The organism is Kitasatospora sp. NPDC033851 (assembly GCF_055576085.1).
The window spans coordinates 386,144-407,941 of the sequence record NZ_JBVIRL010000003.1 but is presented as its reverse complement, the minus strand read 5'-3'; the positions used below and the strand labels follow the sequence as shown (position 1 = coordinate 407,941).

Genomic DNA, 21,798 nt, shown 5'->3' with positions numbered 1-21,798 from the left:
CATGGCCGTCACCCGTGCCCAGCAGCCGGTTGCCACCACCCCTGCCCCGCTCCCCGTCCGCGCCCGGCTGGCCCATCCGCTCCTGCTGCTGACCGGCATCCTGCTGGTCGCGCTGAACATGCGGGCCTGCCTGGCCGCGATCTCCCCGATGGTCAACGAGATCCAGCGGACCTTCGGACTCTCCGCGACCGCGAGCGGCCTGATCACCACCGTGCCGGTGCTGTTCCAGGGCGTCGGCGCCCCGCTCACCCCCCGGCTCACCCGCCGGTTCGGCGCCGAGCGGGTGGTGCTGGGCGCGGTGCTGGTGCTGGGCGCGGGCGTGCTGCTGCGGGTGCTGCCCTCGGTGGCGGCGCTGTACGCGGGCTGCGTGGTGATCGGCGTGGCCATCGCGGTGCTGAACGTGTCGATGCCGGGCCTGGTCAAGCGGGAGTTCCCGGACCGCGCGGCGACCATGACCGGCGTCTACTCGACCACCATGCTGGTCGGCGCGACCCTCGCCGCCGGCACCTCCGTCCCGCTGGAGCACGTGCTCGGCGGCGGCTGGCGGGCCTCGCTCGGCGCGTGGTCGCTGCTCGCGCTGGTCGCGGCGGTGGCGTGGCTGCCGCAGGTGCTGCGCAGCCGTCAGGAGCGGGGCGCGGTGGACGCGGCGGCGGTGCCGGGCAAGCCGATCGAGGGCATCTGGAAGTCCCCGCTGGCCTGGCAGATCAGCCTGTTCATGGGCATCTCGTCGCTGCTGGTCTACACCCTGGTGGCCTGGATGCCGACCATCCTGGCCGACCACGGCATGGACCGCGGCCAGGCCGGCCTGGTCTTCGCCTTCTCCAACCTGGTGCAGGTGGCCGGTGCCTTCCTGGTGCCGCTGATGGCCGGCCGGATGACCAACCAGCGCGCCCTGGCGGTGACCATGGCCGCGCTGAACGGGCTGGGCATCGCGATGCTGCTGGTCGCGCCGGTCTCCGCGGCGTGGCTGTCGGCGACGGTCCTCGGCGTGGCCCAGGGCGGTTCGCTGGGCCTGGGCCTGGCGTTCATCGTTCTGCGCACCGGCAACGCGGCCGGTGCCGCCCAGCTGGGCGGGATGTCGCAGGCGATCGGCTACCTGGTCGCGGCAATCGGCCCGGTCGGCGCGGGCGCGCTGCACCAGCTCACCGGCGGCTGGGAGACCACCCTGGTGCTGATGCTGGTGCTGGTCGCGGTGGTCGGCGCGGCCGGCTGGGGCGCGGGCCGCAACCGTACGCTCTGAGGCTCTCCGCACGGCGCTCCGGACCACCCGACGGTGGACCGGGGCGCCGTTCGGCTTCTGCCGTACGGTTCACGGCCGGGCCGCGTGCCGCCCTACGGCTCGTGGCTCTACGGCTCGCGGCCCTACGGCTCGCGGCTCACTCCTCGCCGGCCAGGGTCAGTCCGGCCAGCTTCACCGAGGCCAGCACCGTCGCCCCGACGGTGACCACCAGCAGCAGCGGGACGGCCGCCCCGAGGGAGACGTCGGCGCCGATCGCGGTGTCCCCGGCGACCGCCTCGGCCACCGCCCGGCCCCACTGCTGGACGCTCAGCGTCCGGGCGCCCTCGACGTAGTTGCCGACCACCGACTCCCAGATCAGGGCGTAGGCCAGTCCGGCGACCACCGCGTGCCGGGTGACCACGCCGAGCAGCAGGAACAGGGCGCTGTACGCGGCGCCGGCGACCAGGACCGCCACGGTGTAGCCGAGCACCATGCCGTCCCGGGTGCCGTACAGCAGCAGCCCGGACAGCAGGGTCGGGACGACCGAGAACAGCCAGGTGACGCCGGTCGCGACGGCCAGCTTGGTGGTGATGATCCGCCAGCGGGGCAGCGGCTTGGCGAGCAGGTAGACGATCGAGCCGTCGTCGATCTCGGTGGCGATGGCCCCGGTGCCGACCACCAGGCCGAGGATCGGGACCAGGGTGCCGAGGCCGAGCTGGCCGAGGATCTTGACGGTCAGGCCGTGTGCGTCGGCGCTCGACCCGCTCGCGATGGCGGAGATGAGCAGCAGCAGCGCGGGGACCGCCAGCAGCAGGAGGCCGCGGCGGCGGCCCAGCAGCCCGCGCAGGGTGAGCCTGGCGACGGTGGGGTTCATGGTCGGTCGGCCCCTTCCTGGGCAACGGCGGTCACAACGGCGGTCAGGGCGGTCAGGGCGGCGGTCCCCGGGGTCACGGCGGCGCTCACGCGGAGACCAGGTACGAGAAGACGCTCTCCAGCGACTCGTCGGCCGGGGAGACGGTGTACAGCCGGATGCCGGCCTCCCGGGCGACCCTGGGCAGCAGGGTGGTGAAGCCCTGGAAGTTGACCGCCTCGATCCGCAGGGCCCGCTCCCGCTCGTCCACCTCGATGCCGGTGGTGGAGCCGTCGGCGATCAGCGCGGCGGCGAGCCGGCGGTCGTCGCTGGAGCGGACCAGGTAGCGGTGGGGGCGGTCGGTCATCAGTCGGCGGATCTTGCGGAAGTCGCCGGAGGCCGCGTGCCGTCCGGCCACCACGACCTCGATGTGCCGGGCCAGTTGTTCGACCTCCTCCAGGATGTGCGAGGAGAACAGCACGGTGCGGCCGTCCGCGCCGAAGCGGCGCAGCAGTTCCATCAGCTGGAGCCGCTGGCGCGGGTCCATGCCGTTGAAGGGCTCGTCGAGCAGCAGCACGGCCGGGTCGTGGACCAGCGCGGAGGCCATCTTGACCCGCTGCTTCATGCCCTTGGAGTACGTCCCGGTGCGACGGTCCTTGGCGTACGCCATCTCCACCAGGTCCAGGGCCCGGCGGGCGGCGGCGCCCGGCTGGGGCAGGCCGTGCAGTTCGGCGTTGGCGAGGACGAACTCCCAGCCGGTCAGGTAGTCGTACATCGACTCCCGCTCGGGAACCAGGCCGATCTGCCGGTACACCTGCTGGTTGCGCCAGATCGGCACGCCGTCCAGGGTGACCGCGCCGCTGGAGGGCGCGAGGAAGCCGCTCATCATGTGGATGAGGGTGGACTTGCCCGCGCCGTTGGGCCCGAGCAGGCCGGTGATGCCGGGGCCGATGACCATGGTGATGTCGTTGACCGCGACCACGTTCCCGAACCAGCGGGAGACCTTGTCGATGCTGATGGTGGCCATGCCGCCCTCTCAAACCTTCTTGTAGCGGCTCAGCAGCAGCCGGTAGGAGCCGACCACCAGGGCCGCGGCCACGAGTGCGAACACCGCCGTGCCGAGCCCGCCCGGGGCGTACCGGCGGTCGAGGCCGGTGCCGAGGTCGAACACCTCGTTGACCAGCGACTCCACCAGGTTGGTGGGCGAGATCAGCGACGTCCACTGCGCGGCGTCGGAGCCGGTCGTGCCCGGGTTGCTGATGCCGACCGCGATCCCGGCCACCGCGGCGCTGATCGCCAGGTAGCCCATGATGGCGGCGACCCCGAAGCCCCGGCGCGGGGTGGCGGCCGCGATCACCAGTGCCACCGAGGTCGGCACCAGGGCGTACAGCACCGCCGCGGCCAGGCCGTAGAGGAAGTGCCCGGTGTTGTACGAGAAGTCCATCCCGCCGAGCAGCGCGCCCAGGTACAGAACCAGCAACGGGGCTGCCATCAGCAGCAGTTGGGCGCAGACCATGGCCGCGAACTTGGCCCGGACGTAGTCGGTGCGGGTGATCGGGCGGGAGAAGTAGAGCGGGACGGTCTGGTACCGCAGGTCCCGGGAGAGCAGCACCGGCGCCTGGGAGGCGAGGAAGACCGAGACCACCAGGTTGAGGCTGGCGAGGTAGCCCGCGTACTCGACCGGCAGTTGGTCGCGCTTCAAGGTGATCGCGAGCGCCACGATGATCACGGCGGGCACCGTGACCACGCCCAGCACCAGCATCGGCAGCACCTTGGACTTGCCGGAGCGGCCGAGGCCGTACGCGGCGCGCAGGCTCTGGGTGAAGAGCGAACGGGTGGCGTAGCCGCGGCCGAGCCGGGGGCCGGTGTAGCCGCGGTAGCCGATGTCGTGGATGACGCCGGTGTCGGCGGGCCTGGTCTCAGGAGGCAGCGACATCGTCCGTCCCTCCCTTGCTCTGCTCGGTGGCCCGGGTGCCGTCGGCCCGGGAGTCGGTGGCCCGGGTGCCGTCGGCCGGGGAGGTGAAGAGTTCGGCGACCCGGTGCCGGCGCTGTTCCAGCCGGACCAGGCCGAGGCCCAGGTCGGCGACGGTGTCGCGGATGGTGTCGTACGTCGACTCGTCGGCCAGCCGGACCAGCACCAGGTGCGAGCCCTCCGGTTGGACGTCGATGCCGGCGGCGGCGAGGCGTTCGCGGAGCGCCGTGCCGGGTTCGAGGGCGTGGTCCTGCGGGTGGTCGGTGACCTCGACCGCGAGGACCGCCGTCGCCTCGGTGAAGGAGGCGGTGGAGGAGGAGCGCAGCAGCTTGCCGCCGTCGATGACGACCAGGTGGTCGCAGGTGCGTTCCAGCTCGCCGAGCAGGTGGGTGGTGACCAGCACCGAGATGCCGAAGTCGGTGTGCACGCGGCGGATCAGCGCCAGCATCTCGTCCCGGCCGGCCGGGTCGAGGCCGTTGGTCGGCTCGTCCAGCAGCACCAGCTTGGGGTCGTGGACCAGGGCCTGGGCGAGCTTGACCCGCTGCTTCATGCCGGTCGAGTACCCGCCCATCGGCCGGTACCGCTCCTCGTGGAGGCCGACGTGCCGCAGGGTGTCCGCGGTGCGCTCACGGGCGGCGGTGGCGGGCAGGCCCGCCATCCGGGCCATGTGCACGACGAACTCGGTGGCGGAGACGTCCGGTGGCAGGCAGTCGTTCTCGGGCATGTAGCCGACCCGCTCGCGGATCTCGGAGCCCCGGGTGGCGATGTCCAGGCCGAGGACCTCGCCGCGGCCGGAGGTCGCCGGGGCGAGCCCGAGCAGGATCTTGATCAGTGTGGACTTGCCCGCCCCGTTGGACCCGACCAGCCCGACCACCCCCGGCTGCACCTCGACGGTGAGCTGGTCGAGGGCGGTGACCCGGGGGAACCTCTTGGTGAGGCCGTCCGTCTTGATGACAGCTGTGGACACGCCTTCAACGTAATGGCCCTGCGCGGCAGGGGTCATGAGCTGGAATGACGAGCCCGTCTGCTGCTGCGGTATGACGCGGGGGCCGATCTCCCCTAGGGGTAGGGGGGATCGGCCCGGGGTCAGCAGCCCGCCGTCAGGGGTGCAGGTCAGGCGGGCGGGGTCAGGCGTGCGGGGTCAGGACCGCCGGATCAGGAGTGCCGGATCAGGAGTGCGGGCGCTCCCACAGCTCGGTGACCTTGCCGGAGGCGTCGAGCGCCAGCTTGTAGTCGCCGGCCGAGCAGGGGTACGAGCCCTTCTCGTTGTGCGGGGTCGCGAGGCACTCGGTGATGTGCTTGACCAGGTCGGCCACGTTGACGTCCTTCGGCGCGGCGATCACCGACCGGAGGTGGCCCTTGGCGGCGGGCGCGAACGCGGCGGTCTTGTCGGCGCCCACCGGGTCGAAGCCGACGTCGTCGACGCCGCAGACGTCCTTGGTCTCCTTGTAGACCAGGTTGGTCGCGGTGGTGCCCTTCACCGGGTAGATCCACTTCTGGCCGGCCGGCAGCGGGTCGTGGGTGCAGAAGCCCTCCTCACTGCCCGGGGTGCCGGACGGCGCGGGCTTCCCGGTGCCGGCCGGGGCGGCGGTGGGCGAGGCGGGAGCCGCGGCGGTCGGGGCGGCGGACGCGGTGTTCGACCCGCTTCCCGCGCCCTGGTCCGACGAGTTGTCCGGTCCGCAGGCGGCCAGGCCGAACGCGGCGGTGGCGACCAGAGCGGTGGCGAGCAGTCTCCTGGATGCAGACATGAAGAAGGAACCCCCGTTGTAACGCATGATCAGATTGAAGGTGCGGCGGACAGACTAGCGCCTCGCCCCGCCGCCCTCCGGGGCCCTCCCTCCCCGTCCCGCCCGCCGAAGCGCCCCACCCGGCCCGCCGAAGGGCCCCGTCCGTCCCGCCGGAGCGCCCGGGGCGTCGGGCGCTCCGGCGGGAGGGGTCAACCCAGCTGCGCCAGACCCTCGGTGGCGATCCGCTCGAAGACGGCGAGGTCGTTCTCGAAGATCGAGTCGGGGACCGGCCAGTGGACCACCAGCTCGGTGATGCCCAACTCCCGGTAGGTGCCCGCCCAGTCGACGAAGGCGTCCACGGACGCCAGCGGCTTCTCCGCCGTCGAGCCCTGGAGCAGCACCTTCTCCAGCGTGGCCACGTCCCGGCCGGTCTCCTCGCAGGCCGCCGTGAGCTTCCCGATCTGCTGCGCGATCACCCCGGGCGCCTGCTCGACCGGCACGTCCGCCGGGCCCTTCGGGTCGCCGTACGTGACCCAGCCCTGCCCGTACTCGGCGGCCAGCTTCAGGCCGCGCGGGCCGGTCGCGGCGACGTAGAACGGCACCCGCGGCGTCTGCACGCAGCCGGGGATGTTCCGCGCCTCGACCGCCGAGTAGTAGGTGCCCTCGCGGGTGGTGGCGTCCTCGCGCAGCAACTCGTCCAGCAGCGGCAGGAACTCGCCGAACCGGGCCGCCCGCTCCTTCGGCGACCACGCCTCCTGGCCCATCGCCGTCGCGTCGAATCCCGTGCCGCCGGCCCCGATCCCCAGGGTGAGCCGTCCGCCGGACACGTCGTCCAGCGTGACCAGTTCCTTCGCCAGCGTCACCGGGTGCCGGAAGTTCGGCGAGGTGACGAGGGTCCCGAGCCGCAGCCGCTCGGTGGCGGTGGCCGCTGCCGTCAGGGTCGGGACCGACCCGAACCACGGCTCGTCGCGGAAGGACCGCCAGGACAGATGGTCGTAGGTGTACGCGGCATGGAAGCCGAGGTCCTCGGCCCGACGCCAGATCTTCTGCCCCTCGCTCCACCGGTGGATGGGGAGGATCACCGTGCTCAGTCGCATGGCAACGACCCTACGGCAGCCGTCAGCGGCCGACGCCCTCTGACCGGACGACCTCTTTGCCCCGTGATGAAGCCGGTACGGAGCCCTGGCCTGCGGGATTCGCAACAGTCAGGGCGACGCGGATTCAACGCTGCAGCCAGCTCAGCAGGGTCGTCGCCGTGAACACCGTGCCCGACGCCAGCCAGACCGCGCGCGGGGTCAGCCACCCGGGGCCTTCCAGGGGCTGGGACTGCGGGACCGGCGCCAGCAGCGCGTCTGCGAAGGCCTGGGCGGTCTGCGGTCGGTCCGCCGGCTCGACGGACGTCGCGGCCCGTAGCAGCACGGCGACGTTCGGTGGGAGCTCCGCTCCGGCTGGGAGCGCCGGCAGCGTCGAGGCGGACTGCCGGTCGGTCATCAGGGCTGTGGCGCGTCCGCCCGGGCCGAACGGCTTCTGCCCGGTCAGCAGCTCGTAGGCCACGACGGCCAACGCGTACACGTCGGCCCTCCCGTCGAACCCGCCGGTCTGGAAGGCCTGTTCCGGTGCCATGTACGCGGGCGTGCCCGTGGTCACCGTAAGCCCGGATGCGTCGGCCAGTTGCTTGGCGCTGCCCAGATCCGCCACCAGCACCGCGGCGGGCGCAGGGCCGGCGGCGAGCAGCAGGTTGGACGGCTTGACGTCGCGGTGCACCACGCCCGCCTCGTGCAGGACCTGGACCGCGTAGCTCGCCTCCGCGGCCAGCCGCAGCGCCTCCTGCGGGTCGCACTGCCCGACCCGGTCCGCCAGGGTGCCGCCGCGTACGTAGTCCATGACGAAGTAGGGCCGGTCCTCCTGCACCCCGACGTCGTGCACCCGGACCACCCGCGGGCTGGCGATCCGGCGCAGCAGCCTCGCCTCCGCCAGGAACCGCTCGCGCACATCGGCGTTGGCGGCCCAGTTCTCGGCCAGCACCTTCACCGCGACCTCGGTGTCGAGCTCCGGATCGTAGGCCTTCCAGACCGTCGCGAAGGAGCCGGCTCCGAGCCGGTCCAGGAGGAGGTAACGGCCGAGCTTGCGCATGTGGCAGCATTCTGCCGGAGTCGGGGGGAGCGCGGAACTCCCGTTCGTCGGGTGGCATGCCAGGCGGGACGAAACGGGGGGATCCGGATGTTCGAGGACGGCGAGCTGGAACGGCTCGTGGCGGCTGCTCAGGCAGGGGACCCGGGGTCGATGGAGCACCTGCTGGCCAAGCTGCGGCCGGTGCTGCTGCGCCGCTGCTCGCGCTTCCTGCCCCACCACGCCGACGCGGAGGAGGCCGCGCAGGACGCGCTGCTGTCCATCAGCACGCACCTGGGCGAGTACGGCGGCCGCGGCTCCTTCCTGGGCTGGGTGACGGTGATCGCCTCGAACGCCGCCCGGTCCACCTACCGCTCGATGCGCCGGCGCGCCGAGGACAGCCACGCCGACCTCCCCGAGTCCGTCGACCCGCGCACCACCAGCGTCATCGCCGGGACCCGGCTCGACCTGATGGAGGCGCTGGCCGCGCTGGAGCAGCAACACCCCGCCCTGGTGGAGGCCTTGGTGCTGCGCGACCTGGGCGACCTGACCTACGTCCAGGTGGCCGAGGCGCTGGACGCCCCGTTGGGCACGGTCAAGGACCGTATCCACCAGGCCCGCCGCTTCATGCGCGAGCGCCTGGTCCCGGGTCTGTGAACGGCGGTCCCGCGGCGGGCGGCGGCCACGCCGTCGTCCGGCTCCGGTCCGCCGTCGCCGCCCTGGCGGCAGCCGCCGCGCTCGGGCTGGCGGCCGGCCGATTCGTCCTGCCACCGCCCCCCGGCGCCACCGCGCACCCGGCAGCACGGTCGGGTGCCGCGGTCGGCGGGGCATCCCAGGGCGCGTCCGCTCTCGCGACGCCCGGCGGGTCCGTCCCGACGCCCGAGTCCTCGGCCTCCGGCTCCGGCTCCGGCTCCGCCTCGCCGACCGGTGCGACCGGTGCGACCGGTGCGACCGGGCCGGTGACGACCGCGAACCTTCTGGGACCCGCGGCGTTCGGCCCGGACCTCGGCATCGGGCAGATCCACGTCACCGACCGGTACGGCGACGGGTCTTACGCCAACGCGGCCTGCTCCGGCGAGAAGACCCTCACTCAGACCCTGGGCGGGCCCGGCGCCCACTTCCGCGGGCTGATGACCAGCCCCCGCACCAACCCGGACGACCCCACGCTGGCCGCCGCCGGCGTCGACCAGGTCGCCCGCGAGGTCGCCGCCGATGCCCCGAGCCCTTCCCGGGCGCAGAACTTCACCGAGCGCCTGCTGCTGGAGGAGGTGCCCTGCCAGGAGGAACAGCCAGGGCACTGGATCTACGGAAGGACCACGACGGTGCAACTCGCCCCGGACGTCACCGCGAGCTGGATGGGCACCTACCAGGGATCGCTCAACACCACCGGCAGAGCGCCCGAGGGCAAGGAGCCCTGCGGCGGCATCGCCGTGCTGCGCAGCGGCAACCACTACGGGGTGCTGGAGGTCGATGCCTGCCTGGGCACGGCCGCGATGGATCGCGTCGTCAGGACCGCTCTGTCACAGCTGTGAAACAGCCGGTCAGGGCTCCAACTTTCCCTCCCCCGGCGGCATCTCCCCGGTTGTACGAGGACGCAGCAGGCGTCCCGACCAGCAGGGGGACCAGATGACCGAGAACCAGACCGTCCAGCAGAAGTCCGTTCGCCGCAACCGGATCGCCGCCGCGGCCTGCTTCGCCGCCGCACTGATCACGGCCAGCGTCGTCGGCACCCAGTCGGCCGCCGCCGACGGGGCCGCGCACAACGCACCGCACCGCACCGCGGTCGCCGCCCACCCGGCTGCGGTCGCCGCGCCCGGACTCGGCTCCGCCGACCTCGTCCAGAGCGAGGACTTCCAGCAGGGCCTGAACCCGGTTGGCGCGACCGTTGCGCTGACCGGACGCCAGGCGCTGTCCGCGTGCTCCGGCGAGGAGACGATGCGCGACCTGACCAAGGACAAGGCCACCGCGTACGCGTCCGTGACCTGGACCTTCGACACCGATGGCCGGCTGTTCGAGTCGGCCGCGAGCGCCCCCACCGAGACCGCGGCCGCCACCTGGGAGAAGCAGCTCGTCGCGCTCGTTCAGGACTGCCAGGACGAGCCCGCCGGCCACTGGCACTACGGCGCGGCCCACACCCTGACCGTCACCGGCGGCACCGCCCACTGGTACCCGGCCTACAACGGCGACGGCACCGTCAGCGGCGGGGTCGCGGTCCTGCGCAGCGGCACCAAGGTCGCCGTCGTCGAGCTCACCGGCCGGCCCACCGACGCCCCGGCCCACGTCGAAGGCATCGCCACCGCAGCACTGAACCGCCTCTCCTCCTGAACGGCAGGGCCGCTCCGCCCGCGCCGCCGGGCGGAGCGGGCCCCGAACTCGGTCGCCGTGGCGGCGGCGGTCAGGGTCGGGACCGAGCCGCACCAGGGCGCGTCCCGGAAGGTCCGTCAGGACATGTGGTCGTAGGTGTACGCAGCGTGGAAGCCGAGTTCTTCGGCCCGACGCCGGATCTTCTGCCCCTCGCTCCACCGGTGGTCGGGGAGGACCACCGTGCTCAGTCGCATGCCGACGACCCCACGGGAGGCGAGCCGGGGGCCTCCGCGCGCGGCGAGGGGGGTATTCGGTTGCGGAGGTGTCCGCACGGCCTGATAGAACTCCGGTCGGACCTTCGTTCGAGAGTCCATCGAATCATCAAAATGGGGGGAGCGCGGATGTCCCATCCGACGCCACACGCCCGGCCGGTGTGGACCGCGAGACCACTGTCCCGCACGGCCGTCCTGGCCATAGCCACCGCGGCCCTGGTCACCTACGCGGGCCTGCCGGCCGCCCACGCCGACGCTCCGACGACGCAGCGCGTCGGCACCGTGCCGACCGCCCCGGGGAACGCCACCAAGACCGCCGCACCTGCGGACGACACGCCGGTGCAGCTCAGCGTGCACCTGAAGTCCCGCAACGAGGCCGGCGCCAACGCGCTCGCCGCGGCGGTGAGCGACCAGGCATCGCCGCAGTACCACCACTTCCTGCAGACCGGTGAGTTCGCGCAGCGCTTCGGCGCCGACCCGGCCACCGTCGCCAAGGTCAGCCAGGCCCTCAAGGCCCAGGGCCTGAAGCCCGGCGCGCTCGCGGCCGACGGCCTGACCATCCCGGTCGCCACCACCGTCGCCGAGGCCAAGAAGTCCTTCGACGTGGACCTGGCCGGCTACACGACGCCCGACGGCCGGACCGGCTTCCTCAACACCGCCGCCCCCGCCGTGCGTTCCGACGTGGCCGGGGCGATCACCGGCGTCGTCGGCCTGAACACGCTGGCCCAGGCGCACAGCAGCCACGTGATCGGGGCCACCGGCCAGGGCGGCGCGGGGCTCGCGCACCCGGCCGCGACGCCCGCCGCGACCGGCGGCTACCCGGCGATGTGCACCGGCGCGGCCTCGCAGTTCCCGGGCAAGACGGACGGCAAGGACTACTTCAGCCCGTCCGCGCTCGCCTCGGCCTACGGCCTGAACGGCATGACCGACGGCGGCTTCGGCACGACCGTCGCCGTCTTCGCGCTGGAGGACTACTCGGACGCCGGTCTGAGCACCTTCCAGTCCTGCTACGGCACCAACGCCTCGGTGCAGCGGGTCAAGGTCAACTCGGGTTACCAGGCCCCGCCGACCAACAACGGCGTCGGCGTCGAGACCGCGCTGGACATCGACACCGTCATCGGTCTCGCGCCCCGCGCGAACGTGCTGGTCTACCAGGGTCCGGACGCCTCGCGCGCCACCCAGGTGGACATCCAGAACACCTACCGCCAGATCGTCTCGGACAACCACGCCCAGGTGGTCACCACCAGCTGGGGCGTCTGCGACCAGGTGATGTCGGGCAGCGACCTGTCGGCCGAGCGCGACATCTTCCTCCAGGCCGCGCTGCAGGGCCAGACCGTGGTGGCGGCCTCGGGTGACGACGGCTCCAGCGGCTGCAACTACCTGGCGAACGCCGGCGCGCCGGCTTCCGTCACCAACCTGCTGAGCACCTCCGACCCGGCGAGCCAGCCGCTCGTCACCGGTGTCGGCGGCACCACCCTGAGCAGCAACGGCGGCGCCGTCTCCGAGTCGGTGTGGAACCACAACGGCGGCGCGAGCGGCGGCGGCGTCTCCCGCTGGGCCCTCAGCACCTCCTACCAGGCCGGCTACTACGGCCCGGGCTACACCAACCGGTGCCAGGGCGCGGCCGGCACGACCTGCCGCCAGGTCCCCGACGTGGCCGCCAACGCCGACCCGTCGACCGGCTACGTGGTCGCCACCGGCGCCGGCTCCTGGATGATCATCGGCGGCACCAGCGGCTCCGCTCCGCTCTGGGCCGCCATCACGGCGCACCAGAACAACCCGGGCTGCAGCGGCCGGGTGGGCTTCATCGCCCCGGCGTTCTACTGGGCCGCGAAGAACGGCATCAACGCGCTGCGGGACGTCACCTCCGGCAACAACGACATCGGCATCCAGGGCGGCCTGTACTGGGCCGGGCAGGGCTACGACATGGCCACCGGCCTGGGCACCCCTGACGCCGACAAGGTGATGAAGCTGGTCTGCAACCCGAACGCCGGCTACGACCGGACGATCGAGGTCGTGGAGAACGGCCAGCTGCACGAGGTCTACACCGACGTGACCGGCTGGCACGACGGCGCCGTCCCCGGCGTCACCGGCCTCTCCGCGCTGAGCTTCACCTATAACGCCAACGGCAACCGGGTGATCGAGGCCATCGAGAACGGTGAGCTGCACGAGATCTACACCGACGCCACCGGCTGGCACGACGGCGTGATCCCGGGCCTGTCCGGCATCACCGCGATGAGCTTCGGCTTCAGCCCCTCGGGCGACCGCGTGATCGAGGCCATCAAGGGCGGCGAGCTGCACGAGATCTACAGCGCCTCCGACGGCTGGCACGACGGCGTGATCCCGGGCCTGTCCGGCATCACCGCGATGAGCTTCAGCTACAGCCCCTCGGGCGACCGCGTCATCGAGGCCATCAAGGGCGGCGAGCTGCACGAGATCTACAGCGCCTCCGACGGCTGGCACGACGGCGTGATCCCGGGCCTGTCCGGCATCACCACGCTGAGCTTCAACTACAACTCCGCCGGTGTCCGCGTGATCGAGGCCATCAAGAACAACCAGCTGCACGAGGTGTACAGCGCCTCCGACGGCTGGCACGACGGCGTGATCCCCGGTGTCGGCGGCAACATCACCGCCCTCTCGGGCAAGATCGCCCCGGGCGGTGACCGCGTGATCCAGGCCATCGAGGACGGCAAGCTGCACGAGGTGCACAGCGCCGACGGCAACTGGTTCGACGGCCTGCTGCCGGTCAACAGCACTAACGTGACGGCCCTGTCGCTGGCGCTCCACTAGGACGACGCGCTCAGGAACCCGTGAAAGGGGCCTCCCGGCCGCTCGCACCGCGAGCGGCCGGGAGGCCTCCGGCGTTTCCGGGCACCGGCGCGCCCCGACGAAGACGAAGGGGCCCTACGGGTGCGGGCGGGTGCGCTGCGCCGGGAGGCTGGGGGCCTCGGTGCGGCGGGCGAGGTCCGCGAGGGTGTGGAAGAGGACGTCACCGAGCAGGACCGGGTCGCGCGAGGTGTCGGGCGCGTCCGGGCCGCAGGGGCCGGGACGGACGGTCGGGGGCGGCTGGTCACGGAGCTGGCGAGTGGGCATGGCTCTTCCTGCCGACGGGGTGGCCGTGGGCAGTGCCTGCCCGCCGTACGGTGCCGGGACACCCCGGGCGGGGGCGGATCGGCCGGAAACGGCGTACGAAGGGCCGGATCGGGCCGCGCCCGGCCCCCTGGGCACCTCGGGCCCCGGCCCCGACCGCGGCGGTGACCGGGCGGCGCCGATGGGCGAAGATGGACCGGTGACCGAACCCCGTAGCGCTCCGCGCCTCATCGCCACCGACCTGGACGGCACGCTGCTCTGCTCCGGCGGCACCGTCACCGACCGCACCGCCGCGGCGCTGGCGGCGGCCGAGGCGGCCGGGGTGCAGGTGGTGTTCGTGACCGGGCGGCCGCCGCGCTGGATGCAGCAGGTGAGCCCGCACATCGGCGGCCACGGGGTGGCGATCTGCTCGAACGGCGGCGCGGTGGTGGACGTGCGGCGCGGCGAGCTGCTGGAGTCCTTCCCGCTGCCGGTGGAGACCACGCTGGCGGTGGTCGAGGTGCTGCGGGCCAAGCTGCCCGGCACCGCGTTCGCCTTCGAGTACCCGGGCGGCTGGGCCCGCGAGGCCGACTACGCGGTGCCGATGTGGGGCGACGACCTGGGGCAGGCGGTCGGCTCGGCGGAGGAGCTGCTGGGGGCCGACGGGCCGGTCCGGGGCCTGTTCAAGCTGCTCGCCAAGCACCCGGAACTCGACCCGGACACCTTCCTCACCCAGGCCCGGTCGGCGGCCGGGCACCTGGCCGAGATCACCCGCTCGGCGCCGATCCCGCTGCTGGAGATCAGCGCACCCGGCGTCACCAAGGCCAGCACGCTGGCCCGTTGGTGCGCCGGACACGGGATCGACCGGAGCGAGGTGGTGGCCTTCGGCGACATGCCGAACGACCTGGAGATGCTGGCCTGGGCCGGCACCGCGTACGCCGTCGCCAACGCCCACCCGCAGGTGCTGGCGGCGGTGCCGCTGCACACGGTGAGCAACGAGCAGGACGGCGTCGCGGCGGTGCTGGAGGAGCTGCTCGGACTCGGCCGGCCGAGCAGCCCCACGCGGTAACGCCGTCCGCACGCCGACGCCGAGCGGTCTGCCGTTGGCGGCGCGCAGCACCCAGCCGACGCAGCGGTCGGCCGCCGGCACGATCAGCAGCCGCGGACCGCGCCGCTCAGCGGCCATCGGTGCGTCTCGGCGGCACTGCGCGCTCGGGAAGGTCGCGCGGTGGCTGCTTGGCGAGCAGCACCACGAACCGCCGGAAGGCGTTCTGGCAGGTCGCGTACCGTTCGTACGCGCGGCTGGAACGCACCTCGGGGAGGTTGCGCGACCCGGGGATGACCCAGACCCAGCCGATGCCGTCCCGGACGTGGGTGATGCGGGCGGTCAGTTCGGCCGCCCCGACCCGCAGGCCGTCGAACCCGCGCTCGGCCTCGCCGGCCGTCTCGAACGCGGCAGGGGTGATCGCGACCACCCGGCCGTTGGGCGCCTTCAGTTGCCAGCGGTAGCGCCCGTCCGCGGCCCGTTCGGCGCGGAACCCCCCTCGAATTGCCCCTGCTGCGGTGTGACCGCGGCCGGAAGCGTCCACTGCCCCTCCGTCCGGTTACCTTCCGGTTTCCCCTCCGAGACGGAGCAAAGCTATGTGTGCACACAGAGCCGCCGAAAGCCCAGAACGTTCACAACTTGCGCTGTTGGTCGGGAAGTTCTCTCTCGTTTAACTTTCACTTGTCTTTGCCGAACGGCCCGGAGGGCGCGTTCAGAGCCGGGCCGTCCAGCGCACCCTGGCGCCCTTCCGGTGGGGCCCGCTCTCGTGCCAGGCGTCGCCGCCGAGCGCCTCGGCGCGCCGGGTGAGGTTGAGCAGTCCGCTGCGCCGGCCGCCCCTGGGGATGCCCACGCCGTCGTCGGTCACGGTGAGCAGCACGCCGGGCCGTCCGGTCCGGTCCAGCGACTCCGGGTCGCCGCCGACCGGCCGGCCGTCGTCGCCCAGGTGGACGGTCGCCTCGACCTCGACGCCGACCCGGGAGGCCCGGGCGTGCCGCGCCGTGTTGGAGAGCATCTCTCGCAGTGCCGCCAGCAGTTGACGGCCGGTCTGCTCGCCGACCAGGCTCTCCACCGGCCCGACGAAGCTCACCGAGGGCTTGAAGCCGAGTGCCGCCGCGGCCTGGCTGGCCTCCCGCAGCACCCGGGTGCGCAGGGTGTCGGGCGCGTCGCCGTGGTTGTCGTGCTGCAGGGCGTAGATGGTGGTGCGGACCTCCTGGATGGTGGCGTCCAGTTCGTCGACCGCCTTGCCGATGCCGGTCCTCACCTCGGGGACGACCGCCCGGCGGGCCGCGCTCTCCAGCATCATCCCGGTGGCGAACAGCCGTTGGATCACCAGGTCGTGGAGGTCGCGGGCGATCCGGTCGCGGTCCTGGAAGACGGCCAGCCGCTGCTGGTCGCGCTGGCCCTCGGCGAGCCGCAGGGCGAGGGCGGCCTGCGAGGCGAAGGTCTCGGCAAGCTGCTTCTCGCTGTCGGTGAACGGCAGCGCGCCGCACGGCCGCCAGACGCAGAGCCCGCCGAGCACCCGCCCGGCGGCGACCATCGGCACGGCCATGGACGGGCCGAAGCGGCGGGCGAGGCGCATCACCACGGTCGGGTCGCTGGACATGTCGTCCAGGTAGACGCTCTCCCCCGCCAGCAGCCGGGCCGCGAAGCTCTCCTTGGGCAGCAGCTCGCCGCGGACGAACTCGGCCACCTCGCCGGAGGCGTGGGCGACCCGCATCTGCCCGTCCCCCTCGCCCTCCGGACCGGTCGGCAGCAGGATCATGCCGAGCGCGGCGTTCGCCAACTCCCTTACCTGCTCGGCCGCGACGGTCAGCGCCGTCTCGGCCTGCTCGGCGGAGAGCAGCGCGGTGGTGACGGCGGCGGCGCCGGCGATCCAGCGTTCGCGGCGGCGGCCCTCCTCGTACAGCCGGGAGTTCTCGATCGCCACGCCGGCCGCCGCGGCGAGCGCGTGCACGACCTGTTCGTCCTCGGGGGTGAAGGCGCCGCCGCCCTTCTTCTCGGTGAGGTAGAGGTTGCCGAACACCTCTTCGCGGACCCGGATCGGCACGCCCAGGAAGGTCTTCATCTGCGGGTGGTGCGACGGGAAGCCGGAGGAGCGCGGGTCCGCGCCGAGGTCGGCGAGCCGCAGTGGTTCGGGCCGGTCGATGAGTGCGCCGAGGATGCCGCGCCCGGCGGGCAGTTCGCCGATCGCGGCGGCGGTCCCGTCGTCGACGCCGACGTGGATGAAGTCGGCCAGGCCGGTGCCGCCGGGGGCGATCACGCCGAGCGCCGCGTAGCGGGCGTCGACCAGTTCGGCGGCGCCGGTGGCGATCCGGTGCAGGGTGGCGTGCAGGTCCAGTCCGGCGCCGATGGAGACCACCGCCTCCAGCAGCCGCTGCATCCGGTCGGTGACGGCGGCGGCCGACTGCAGGCGCTCGGCGACCTCGGTGACCAGGGTGTCCAGGCCGAGCGAGGCGATCTCGGGCACCCGATGGGGTGTCGGCTCGGAGGCGGCCTCGGGGAAGTCCGGCGTGGGGTCCATGAAGAAAGCCTAGTTTGTACGGTTTTCGGACGAAGGGCGGCACGACCGGCGACGTGACGGGACCGGCACGTCGGGCACCGGCACCACGGGCACCAGCACGTCGGGCACCGGCACGTCGGGTGCCAGTACGTCGGGTGCCAGTACGACGGGCACCGGCACGCCGCTCAGCGCCCCACCGGCTCCAGCAGCCCGTCCGCCTCCCGCTCCCGCCGCCACATCGCGTGCAGCCGCCCGTCCGGGTCGGCGACCAGCTCCGACCAGCGGCCCCGCTCGGCCACCCGGCCGCCGTCCAGCACCAGCACCTCGTCCACCGTGGCGTCGTCCAGCCCGGCCAGCCGGTGGGTGATCAGCACGGTGGTGCGGCCCTCGGTGGCGGCCAGCAGGTCGGCGGTGAGGGCGTCGGCGGTGGGCAGGTCGAGGTGTTCGGCGGGCTCGTCCAGGACCAGGACGGGGAAGTCCGCGAGCAGCGCCCGGGCGAGCGCGAGCCGCCGGCGCTGGCCGCCGGAGAGCCGGGCGCCGTGCTCGCCGACCATGGTGTCCAGGCCGTCCGGCAGGCCCTCGGTCCAGTCCAGCAGCCGGGCGGCGGCCAGTGCGGCGCGCAGTTCGTCCTCCGCCGCGCCGGGCCGGGCGAGGCGCAGGTTCTCCCGCAGCGAGCTGTCGAAGACGTGCGCGTCCTGCGCGCAGAGCCCGATCACCCGGCGGACGTCCTCGCCCGCGAGCGCGCGGCTGTCCACAGCCTGTGGACGGCCGTCGGCGAAGGTGACGGTGCCGGCGCTCGGCTCCAGGAAGCGCAGCAGCGCCTGGGCGAGGGTGGTCTTGCCGGAACCGGACGGGCCGACCACCGCGATCCGGCGCCCGGGGGCGAGGTCGAGGTCCACCCCGGCGAGCGCGTCCACCGCCTGCCCGGGGTGCCGTACGGTCAGCCCGCGCACGGCGACGGGCAGCGGCTGCTCGGGCAGCTCCACCGGTTCCGCGGGCTCGGCGACGGGCGCCGGGGCGTTCAGCACCTCGTCCAGCCGGGCCTGCGCGGCGCGGCTGCGCTGGCGGGCCTGGACGGCGAGCGGCATCCCGGTGACGGCCTCGAAGGCGGCCAGCGGGGTCAGCACCACGACGGCCAGGCAGACCGGCGCCAGCACCCCGGCGCGCACCCCCTGGACGCCGACGGCCGCCGCCGCTGTCACGGTCAGCCCGGTGAGCAGCGCGATCAGCCCGGTGCCGAGCGCCGTGGTGGCCGCCGAACGGGCGGCCAGGCGGGTCAGCGCGGCGTCGGCGGCGCGGACGGCGGCCAGCCGGCCGGGCAGCGCGCCGGCCACGGTGAGTTCGGCGGTGCCGGTGAAGGCGTCCACCACGGCGGTGGCCAGGCGTCCGCGCGCCGGGGCCTGCCGCCGCTCGGCCCCGGCCGACCAGCGGGCGGCCAGCGCGGGCACCACCGCGCCCGCGAGCAGCAGCCCGAGGCCGAGCACCACGCCGGCGGCGGGCAGGAAGGCGCCCAGTGCCACCGTCGAGGCCAGCGCGACCACGCCCGCGACGGCGGCGGGCAGCCGCCAGCGCAGGTAGTGGTCCTGGATCGCGTCCACGTCGGCGACCAGCCGGGAGAGCAGGTCGCCGCGCCGGAAGGCGGGCAGTCCGGCCGGGGCGAGCACGCTCAGCCGCCGGTAGACGGCGGCCCGCAGGGTGCCGAGGGTGCGCAGCACCGCGTCGTGCGAGACCAGCCGTTCGGCGTAGCGGAAGACGCTGCGGCCGATGCCGAAGGCCCGCACCGAGGTGACGGCCATCATCAGGTAGAGCACCGGCGGCATCTGGGAGGCCCGGGAGATGAGGTAGCCGGAGGTGGCCATCAGCGCGACGGCGCAGCCCAGGGCGAGGGCGCCGAGCAGGATGGACAGGGCCAGCCGGGGCGTGCTGCCGGTCTCGGCCCCGGGCTCCTCGGCCTCCTGGGACACGGCCGGGGCGGGGGCGGGCGTCGGCTTGCCGCTGTGGGCGAGCGGAGCCACCGGGCCGGTGGCCACGACGGAAAGGGGCGGGGCGAGCCGGACCCGCTGGTCCGCGACGGCGAGCAGCGCGGGCCGGTGCGCGACGATCAGCACGGTGCGCGCCGGGTCCTCGGCGAGCGTCCGCACGGCGTCCACGACGGCGGCCTCGGAGGCGCCGTCCAGGTTCGCGGTCGGCTCGTCCAACAGCACCAGCGGCCGGTCGTCGGTGAGCAGCACCCGGGCGAGCGCGAGGCGCTGGCGCTGTCCGGCGGAGAGCCCGGCACCGTCCTCGCCGAGCAGCACGGCCAGGTCGGTGACGAAGTCGAGCGCGTGCGCGGCCCGCAGGGCCGTCCACAGCTGCTCGTCGGTGGCGTCGGGCCGGTAGAGCCGCAGGTTGTCGGCGACCGTCCCGGCGAACAGGTGCGGGTGCTGCGGCACCCAGGCGATCTGCCGCCGCAGGCTCGCCGGCTCCAGCTCGGCCGGGTCGTACGACCGGCCGTCGGCGGCGGTGATCCGGACGGTGCCGGTCTCGGGGGTGGTGAGGCCGAGCAGGACGGCCAGCAGGGTGGACTTCCCGGCGCCGCTCGGGCCGGTGAGGGCGGTGGTGGTGCCCGGGCGCAGGGTCAGCGCGGCGTCGTCCAGCGCGGGTACGGCGCGCCCGGGGTGCCGTACGGTCAGGCCCTCGACGGAGATCACGGCGCCGGTCAGGGCAGGGGCGGGGACGGTCCCGGCGGCGGGCAGCGGGGTCTCCAGTACCCGGAAGAGTTCGTCGGCGGCGGTCAGTCCCTCGACGCTGGAGTGGTAGAGCGCGCCGACCTGGCGGATCGGGGCGTACACCTCGGGGGCGAGGACCAGGATCAGCAGCCCGGTCTCCAGGTCGAGGGTGCCGTCCACCAGCCGGAAGCCGACGGTGACCGCGACCAGCGCGACGGAGAGGGTGGAGAGCAGTTCCAGGGTGAAGGAGGAGACGAAGGCGATCCGCAGGGTGCGCAGGGTGGCCCGGCGGTAGTCGGCGGTGATCCGGGCGATGGTGGCGGCCTGGGCGCGCGCCCGGTTGAACACCTTGAGGGTGGGCAGGCCGGCGACCACGTCGAGGAAGTGGTGCGAGAGCCGGGCCAGGGTGTCCCACTGCCGGTCCATCCGGGTCTGGGTGGCCATCCCGACCAGCGCCATGAACAGCGGGATCAGCGGCAGCGTCCCGGCGATGATCGCGGCCGAGGTGAAGTCCGTGCCGACGATCCGCAGCAGCACGATCACCGGGACGACCACGGCCAGCGCCAGCTGCGGCAGGTACCGGGCGAAGTAGTCGTCCAGCGCGTCGACGCCGCGGGTGGCGAGGGTGGTGAGTTCGCCGGTGCGCCGGCCCGCCAGGTAGGTCGGGCCGAGCGCGGTGGCGTGGTCGAGCAGCCGGCGCCGCAGGGTGGACTTCACCCGGGCGACGGACCGGTGCGCGGTGAGTTCGGTGAGCCAGCCGACCAGCCCCCGCCCGACGGCGGTCAGGGCGAGCAGCAGCAGCGGCGTGGTCAGCTCGCCGAGCGTCGCCCCGCGCTGGAAGGCGCGGACGACGATCTCGGCGATCAGACTCGCCTGGGCGACCACCAGGGCCGCGCCGGCCGCGCCGAGGAGCACGGATCCGGCGAGGAAGACCCGGGTGGTGCGGGCGTACCCGAGGAGGCGGGGGTCGACCGGCTTCATCGCGTCAGGCCCGGTCGAGCGGGGCGGCCGGGGCGGCGGGGGCGTGCCCGGGGATGTGCTGGACGCCGATCCGCTTGCGGAACACCCAGTACGTCCAGCCCTGGTAGAGCAGCACCAGCGGGGTGAACACCGCCGCCACGATGGTCATCAGCTTCAGCGTGTACGGCGAGGAGGCCGCGTTGCTGACGGTCAGGCTCCAGCCGTCGTTCAGGGTGGACGGCATGACGTTCGGGAAGAGCGCCAGGAAGAGCATCGCGACGGCGGCCACGACGGTCGCCCCGGAGAAGACGAACGCCCATCCCTCGCGGCCGAGCTGGTTGGCGACCAGGGCGGCGGCCAGGGTGGCCACGGCGATCACCAGGGCGGCGAGGCTGCGGCCGTTGCCGCTGTCCTGCTGGGTCCAGACCAGGAAGACCAGGGCCAGGACGGCGGTGGCCAGTCCGGCCCGCAGGGCGGCCCTGCGGGCCCGCTCGCGGATCTCGCCGACGGTCTTGAGCGCGGCGAACACCGAGCCGTGGAAGGTGAACAGGGCGAGCGTCACCAGCCCGCCGAGCAGCGCGTACGGGTTCAGCAGGTCCGCGAGGCCGCCGACGTAGTTCTTCTGCGCGTCGATGTCCACGCCGCGCACGATGTCGGCGAAGACCACGCCCCAGAGGAAGGCCGGGAGGAGCGAGGTCCAGAAGATGGCCTCCTCCCAGTTCCGCTGCCAGCGGGCGCCGTCGCGCTTGGCCCGGTACTCGAAGGCCACGCCGCGGATGATCAGGCAGACCAGGATCACCAGCAGCGGGATGTAGAAGCCGCTGAAGAGCGTCGCGTACCAGTCCGGGAAGGCGGCGAAGGTGGCGCCGGCGGCGGTGAGCAGCCAGACCTCGTTGCCGTCCCAGACCGGGCCGATGGTGTTGATCAGCACCCGCCGCTCGGCGGTGTCGCGGGCCAGCGGCTTGGTCAGGATGCCGATCCCGAAGTCGAAGCCCTCCAGGAAGAAGTAGCCGATCCACAGGACCGCGATCAGCACGAACCAGACGTCGTGGAGTTGCATGTC

At 73.5% G+C, this 21,798-nt stretch carries 18 protein-coding genes and 1 pseudogene; 6 read left to right on the top strand and 13 right to left on the bottom strand.

Going from position 1 to position 21,798, the window contains the following annotated elements:
- Nucleotide 1: 1 nt before the first annotated feature.
- Entirely contained in the window at nt 2–1,240 is a 1,239-nt protein-coding gene (locus ACZ51D_RS08625; protein WP_465661659.1) for a CynX/NimT family MFS transporter, read from the top strand.
- 136 nt (nt 1,241–1,376) lie between these two features.
- Here the strand turns inward: ACZ51D_RS08625 and ACZ51D_RS08620 are convergent, their stop codons facing one another.
- From ACZ51D_RS08620 to ACZ51D_RS08590, 7 genes are all read right to left on the bottom strand, one after another.
- Nucleotides 1,377–2,093, bottom strand: a complete 717-nt coding sequence (locus ACZ51D_RS08620) for an ABC transporter permease (RefSeq protein WP_465615596.1) — start codon at nt 2,091–2,093, stop codon at nt 1,377–1,379.
- 85 nt (nt 2,094–2,178) lie between these two features.
- Nucleotides 2,179–3,096 (bottom strand): ABC transporter ATP-binding protein, encoded by a 918-nt coding sequence (locus tag ACZ51D_RS08615; RefSeq protein ID WP_360497976.1) that lies wholly within the window; start codon nt 3,094–3,096, stop codon nt 2,179–2,181.
- A 9-nt stretch (nt 3,097–3,105) separates the two neighbouring features.
- A complete protein-coding gene (locus ACZ51D_RS08610; protein ID WP_465615594.1) occupies nt 3,106–4,005 on the bottom strand; it encodes an ABC transporter permease in 900 nt (299 codons plus the stop codon).
- Nucleotides 3,989–5,044: an ABC transporter ATP-binding protein gene (locus ACZ51D_RS08605; protein WP_465615592.1), complete on the bottom strand. Its 1,056-nt coding sequence runs from the start codon at nt 5,042–5,044 to the stop codon at nt 3,989–3,991. Before ACZ51D_RS08605 ends, ACZ51D_RS08610 begins: the two co-directional genes overlap by 17 nt.
- A gap of 166 nt (nt 5,045–5,210) precedes the next feature.
- Nucleotides 5,211–5,816, bottom strand: a complete 606-nt coding sequence (locus ACZ51D_RS08600; protein ID WP_465615590.1) for a hypothetical protein — start codon at nt 5,814–5,816, stop codon at nt 5,211–5,213.
- 161 nt (nt 5,817–5,977) lie between these two features.
- A complete protein-coding gene (locus ACZ51D_RS08595; protein ID WP_360497984.1) occupies nt 5,978–6,865 on the bottom strand; it encodes an LLM class flavin-dependent oxidoreductase in 888 nt (295 codons plus the stop codon).
- A 124-nt stretch (nt 6,866–6,989) separates the two neighbouring features.
- Complete coding sequence (locus ACZ51D_RS08590; protein WP_465661657.1) at nt 6,990–7,901, bottom strand: serine/threonine-protein kinase; 912 nt, start codon at nt 7,899–7,901, stop codon at nt 6,990–6,992.
- Between the two features lie 87 nt (nt 7,902–7,988).
- Here ACZ51D_RS08590 and ACZ51D_RS08585 point away from each other — a divergent pair, with 87 nt between their 5' ends.
- The 3 genes from ACZ51D_RS08585 (at nt 7,989) to ACZ51D_RS08575 (ending at nt 10,202) form a co-directional block, all read left to right on the top strand.
- Nucleotides 7,989–8,534 carry an RNA polymerase sigma factor gene (locus ACZ51D_RS08585; RefSeq protein WP_465615586.1) on the top strand — a complete coding sequence of 182 codons (546 nt, stop codon included), beginning with the start codon at nt 7,989–7,991 and terminating at the stop codon, nt 8,532–8,534.
- The gene (locus ACZ51D_RS08580; RefSeq protein WP_465615584.1) at nt 8,531–9,409 is read left to right on the top strand and encodes a hypothetical protein; all 879 of its coding nucleotides are present in this window, start codon (nt 8,531–8,533) and stop codon (nt 9,407–9,409) included. Before ACZ51D_RS08585 ends, ACZ51D_RS08580 begins: the two co-directional genes overlap by 4 nt.
- Before the next feature lie 94 nt (nt 9,410–9,503).
- A complete protein-coding gene (locus ACZ51D_RS08575) occupies nt 9,504–10,202 on the top strand; it encodes a hypothetical protein (RefSeq protein ID WP_465615582.1) in 699 nt (232 codons plus the stop codon).
- A 47-nt stretch (nt 10,203–10,249) separates the two neighbouring features.
- Here ACZ51D_RS08575 and ACZ51D_RS08570 read toward each other — a convergent pair.
- Nucleotides 10,250–10,555: pseudogene (locus ACZ51D_RS08570) on the bottom strand (hypothetical protein); the annotation flags it as partial.
- 27 nt (nt 10,556–10,582) lie between these two features.
- Here ACZ51D_RS08570 and ACZ51D_RS08565 point away from each other — a divergent pair.
- On the top strand, nt 10,583–13,243 hold the full coding sequence (locus ACZ51D_RS08565; RefSeq protein WP_465661655.1) for a S53 family peptidase: 2,661 nt from the start codon (nt 10,583–10,585) through the stop codon (nt 13,241–13,243).
- A gap of 114 nt (nt 13,244–13,357) precedes the next feature.
- Here ACZ51D_RS08565 and ACZ51D_RS08560 read toward each other — a convergent pair whose 3' ends face one another.
- A complete protein-coding gene (locus ACZ51D_RS08560; protein ID WP_465615576.1) occupies nt 13,358–13,546 on the bottom strand; it encodes a hypothetical protein in 189 nt (62 codons plus the stop codon).
- Between the two features lie 178 nt (nt 13,547–13,724).
- On the opposite strand from ACZ51D_RS08560, the gene ACZ51D_RS08555 reads away from it, so the two are divergent.
- The gene (locus tag ACZ51D_RS08555) at nt 13,725–14,591 is read left to right on the top strand and encodes an HAD family hydrolase (protein ID WP_396288980.1); all 867 of its coding nucleotides are present in this window, start codon (nt 13,725–13,727) and stop codon (nt 14,589–14,591) included.
- Nucleotides 14,592–14,697: 106 nt separating this feature from the next.
- Here the strand turns inward: ACZ51D_RS08555 and ACZ51D_RS08550 are convergent, their stop codons facing one another.
- The 4 genes from ACZ51D_RS08550 to cydB form a co-directional block, all read right to left on the bottom strand.
- Complete coding sequence (locus tag ACZ51D_RS08550) at nt 14,698–15,111, bottom strand: YegP family protein (RefSeq protein WP_360498017.1); 414 nt, start codon at nt 15,109–15,111, stop codon at nt 14,698–14,700.
- Between the two features lie 168 nt (nt 15,112–15,279).
- Nucleotides 15,280–17,088, bottom strand: coding sequence for a sensor histidine kinase (locus ACZ51D_RS08545; protein WP_465615573.1), 1,809 nt, complete (start codon nt 17,086–17,088; stop codon nt 15,280–15,282).
- A gap of 164 nt (nt 17,089–17,252) precedes the next feature.
- On the bottom strand, nt 17,253–20,756 hold the full coding sequence (cydD, locus tag ACZ51D_RS08540; RefSeq protein ID WP_465661652.1) for a thiol reductant ABC exporter subunit CydD: 3,504 nt from the start codon (nt 20,754–20,756) through the stop codon (nt 17,253–17,255).
- A 4-nt stretch (nt 20,757–20,760) separates the two neighbouring features.
- Nucleotides 20,761–21,795 (bottom strand): cytochrome d ubiquinol oxidase subunit II, encoded by a 1,035-nt coding sequence (gene cydB / locus ACZ51D_RS08535; protein ID WP_465661650.1) that lies wholly within the window; start codon nt 21,793–21,795, stop codon nt 20,761–20,763.
- Nucleotides 21,796–21,798 lie beyond the last annotated feature (3 nt).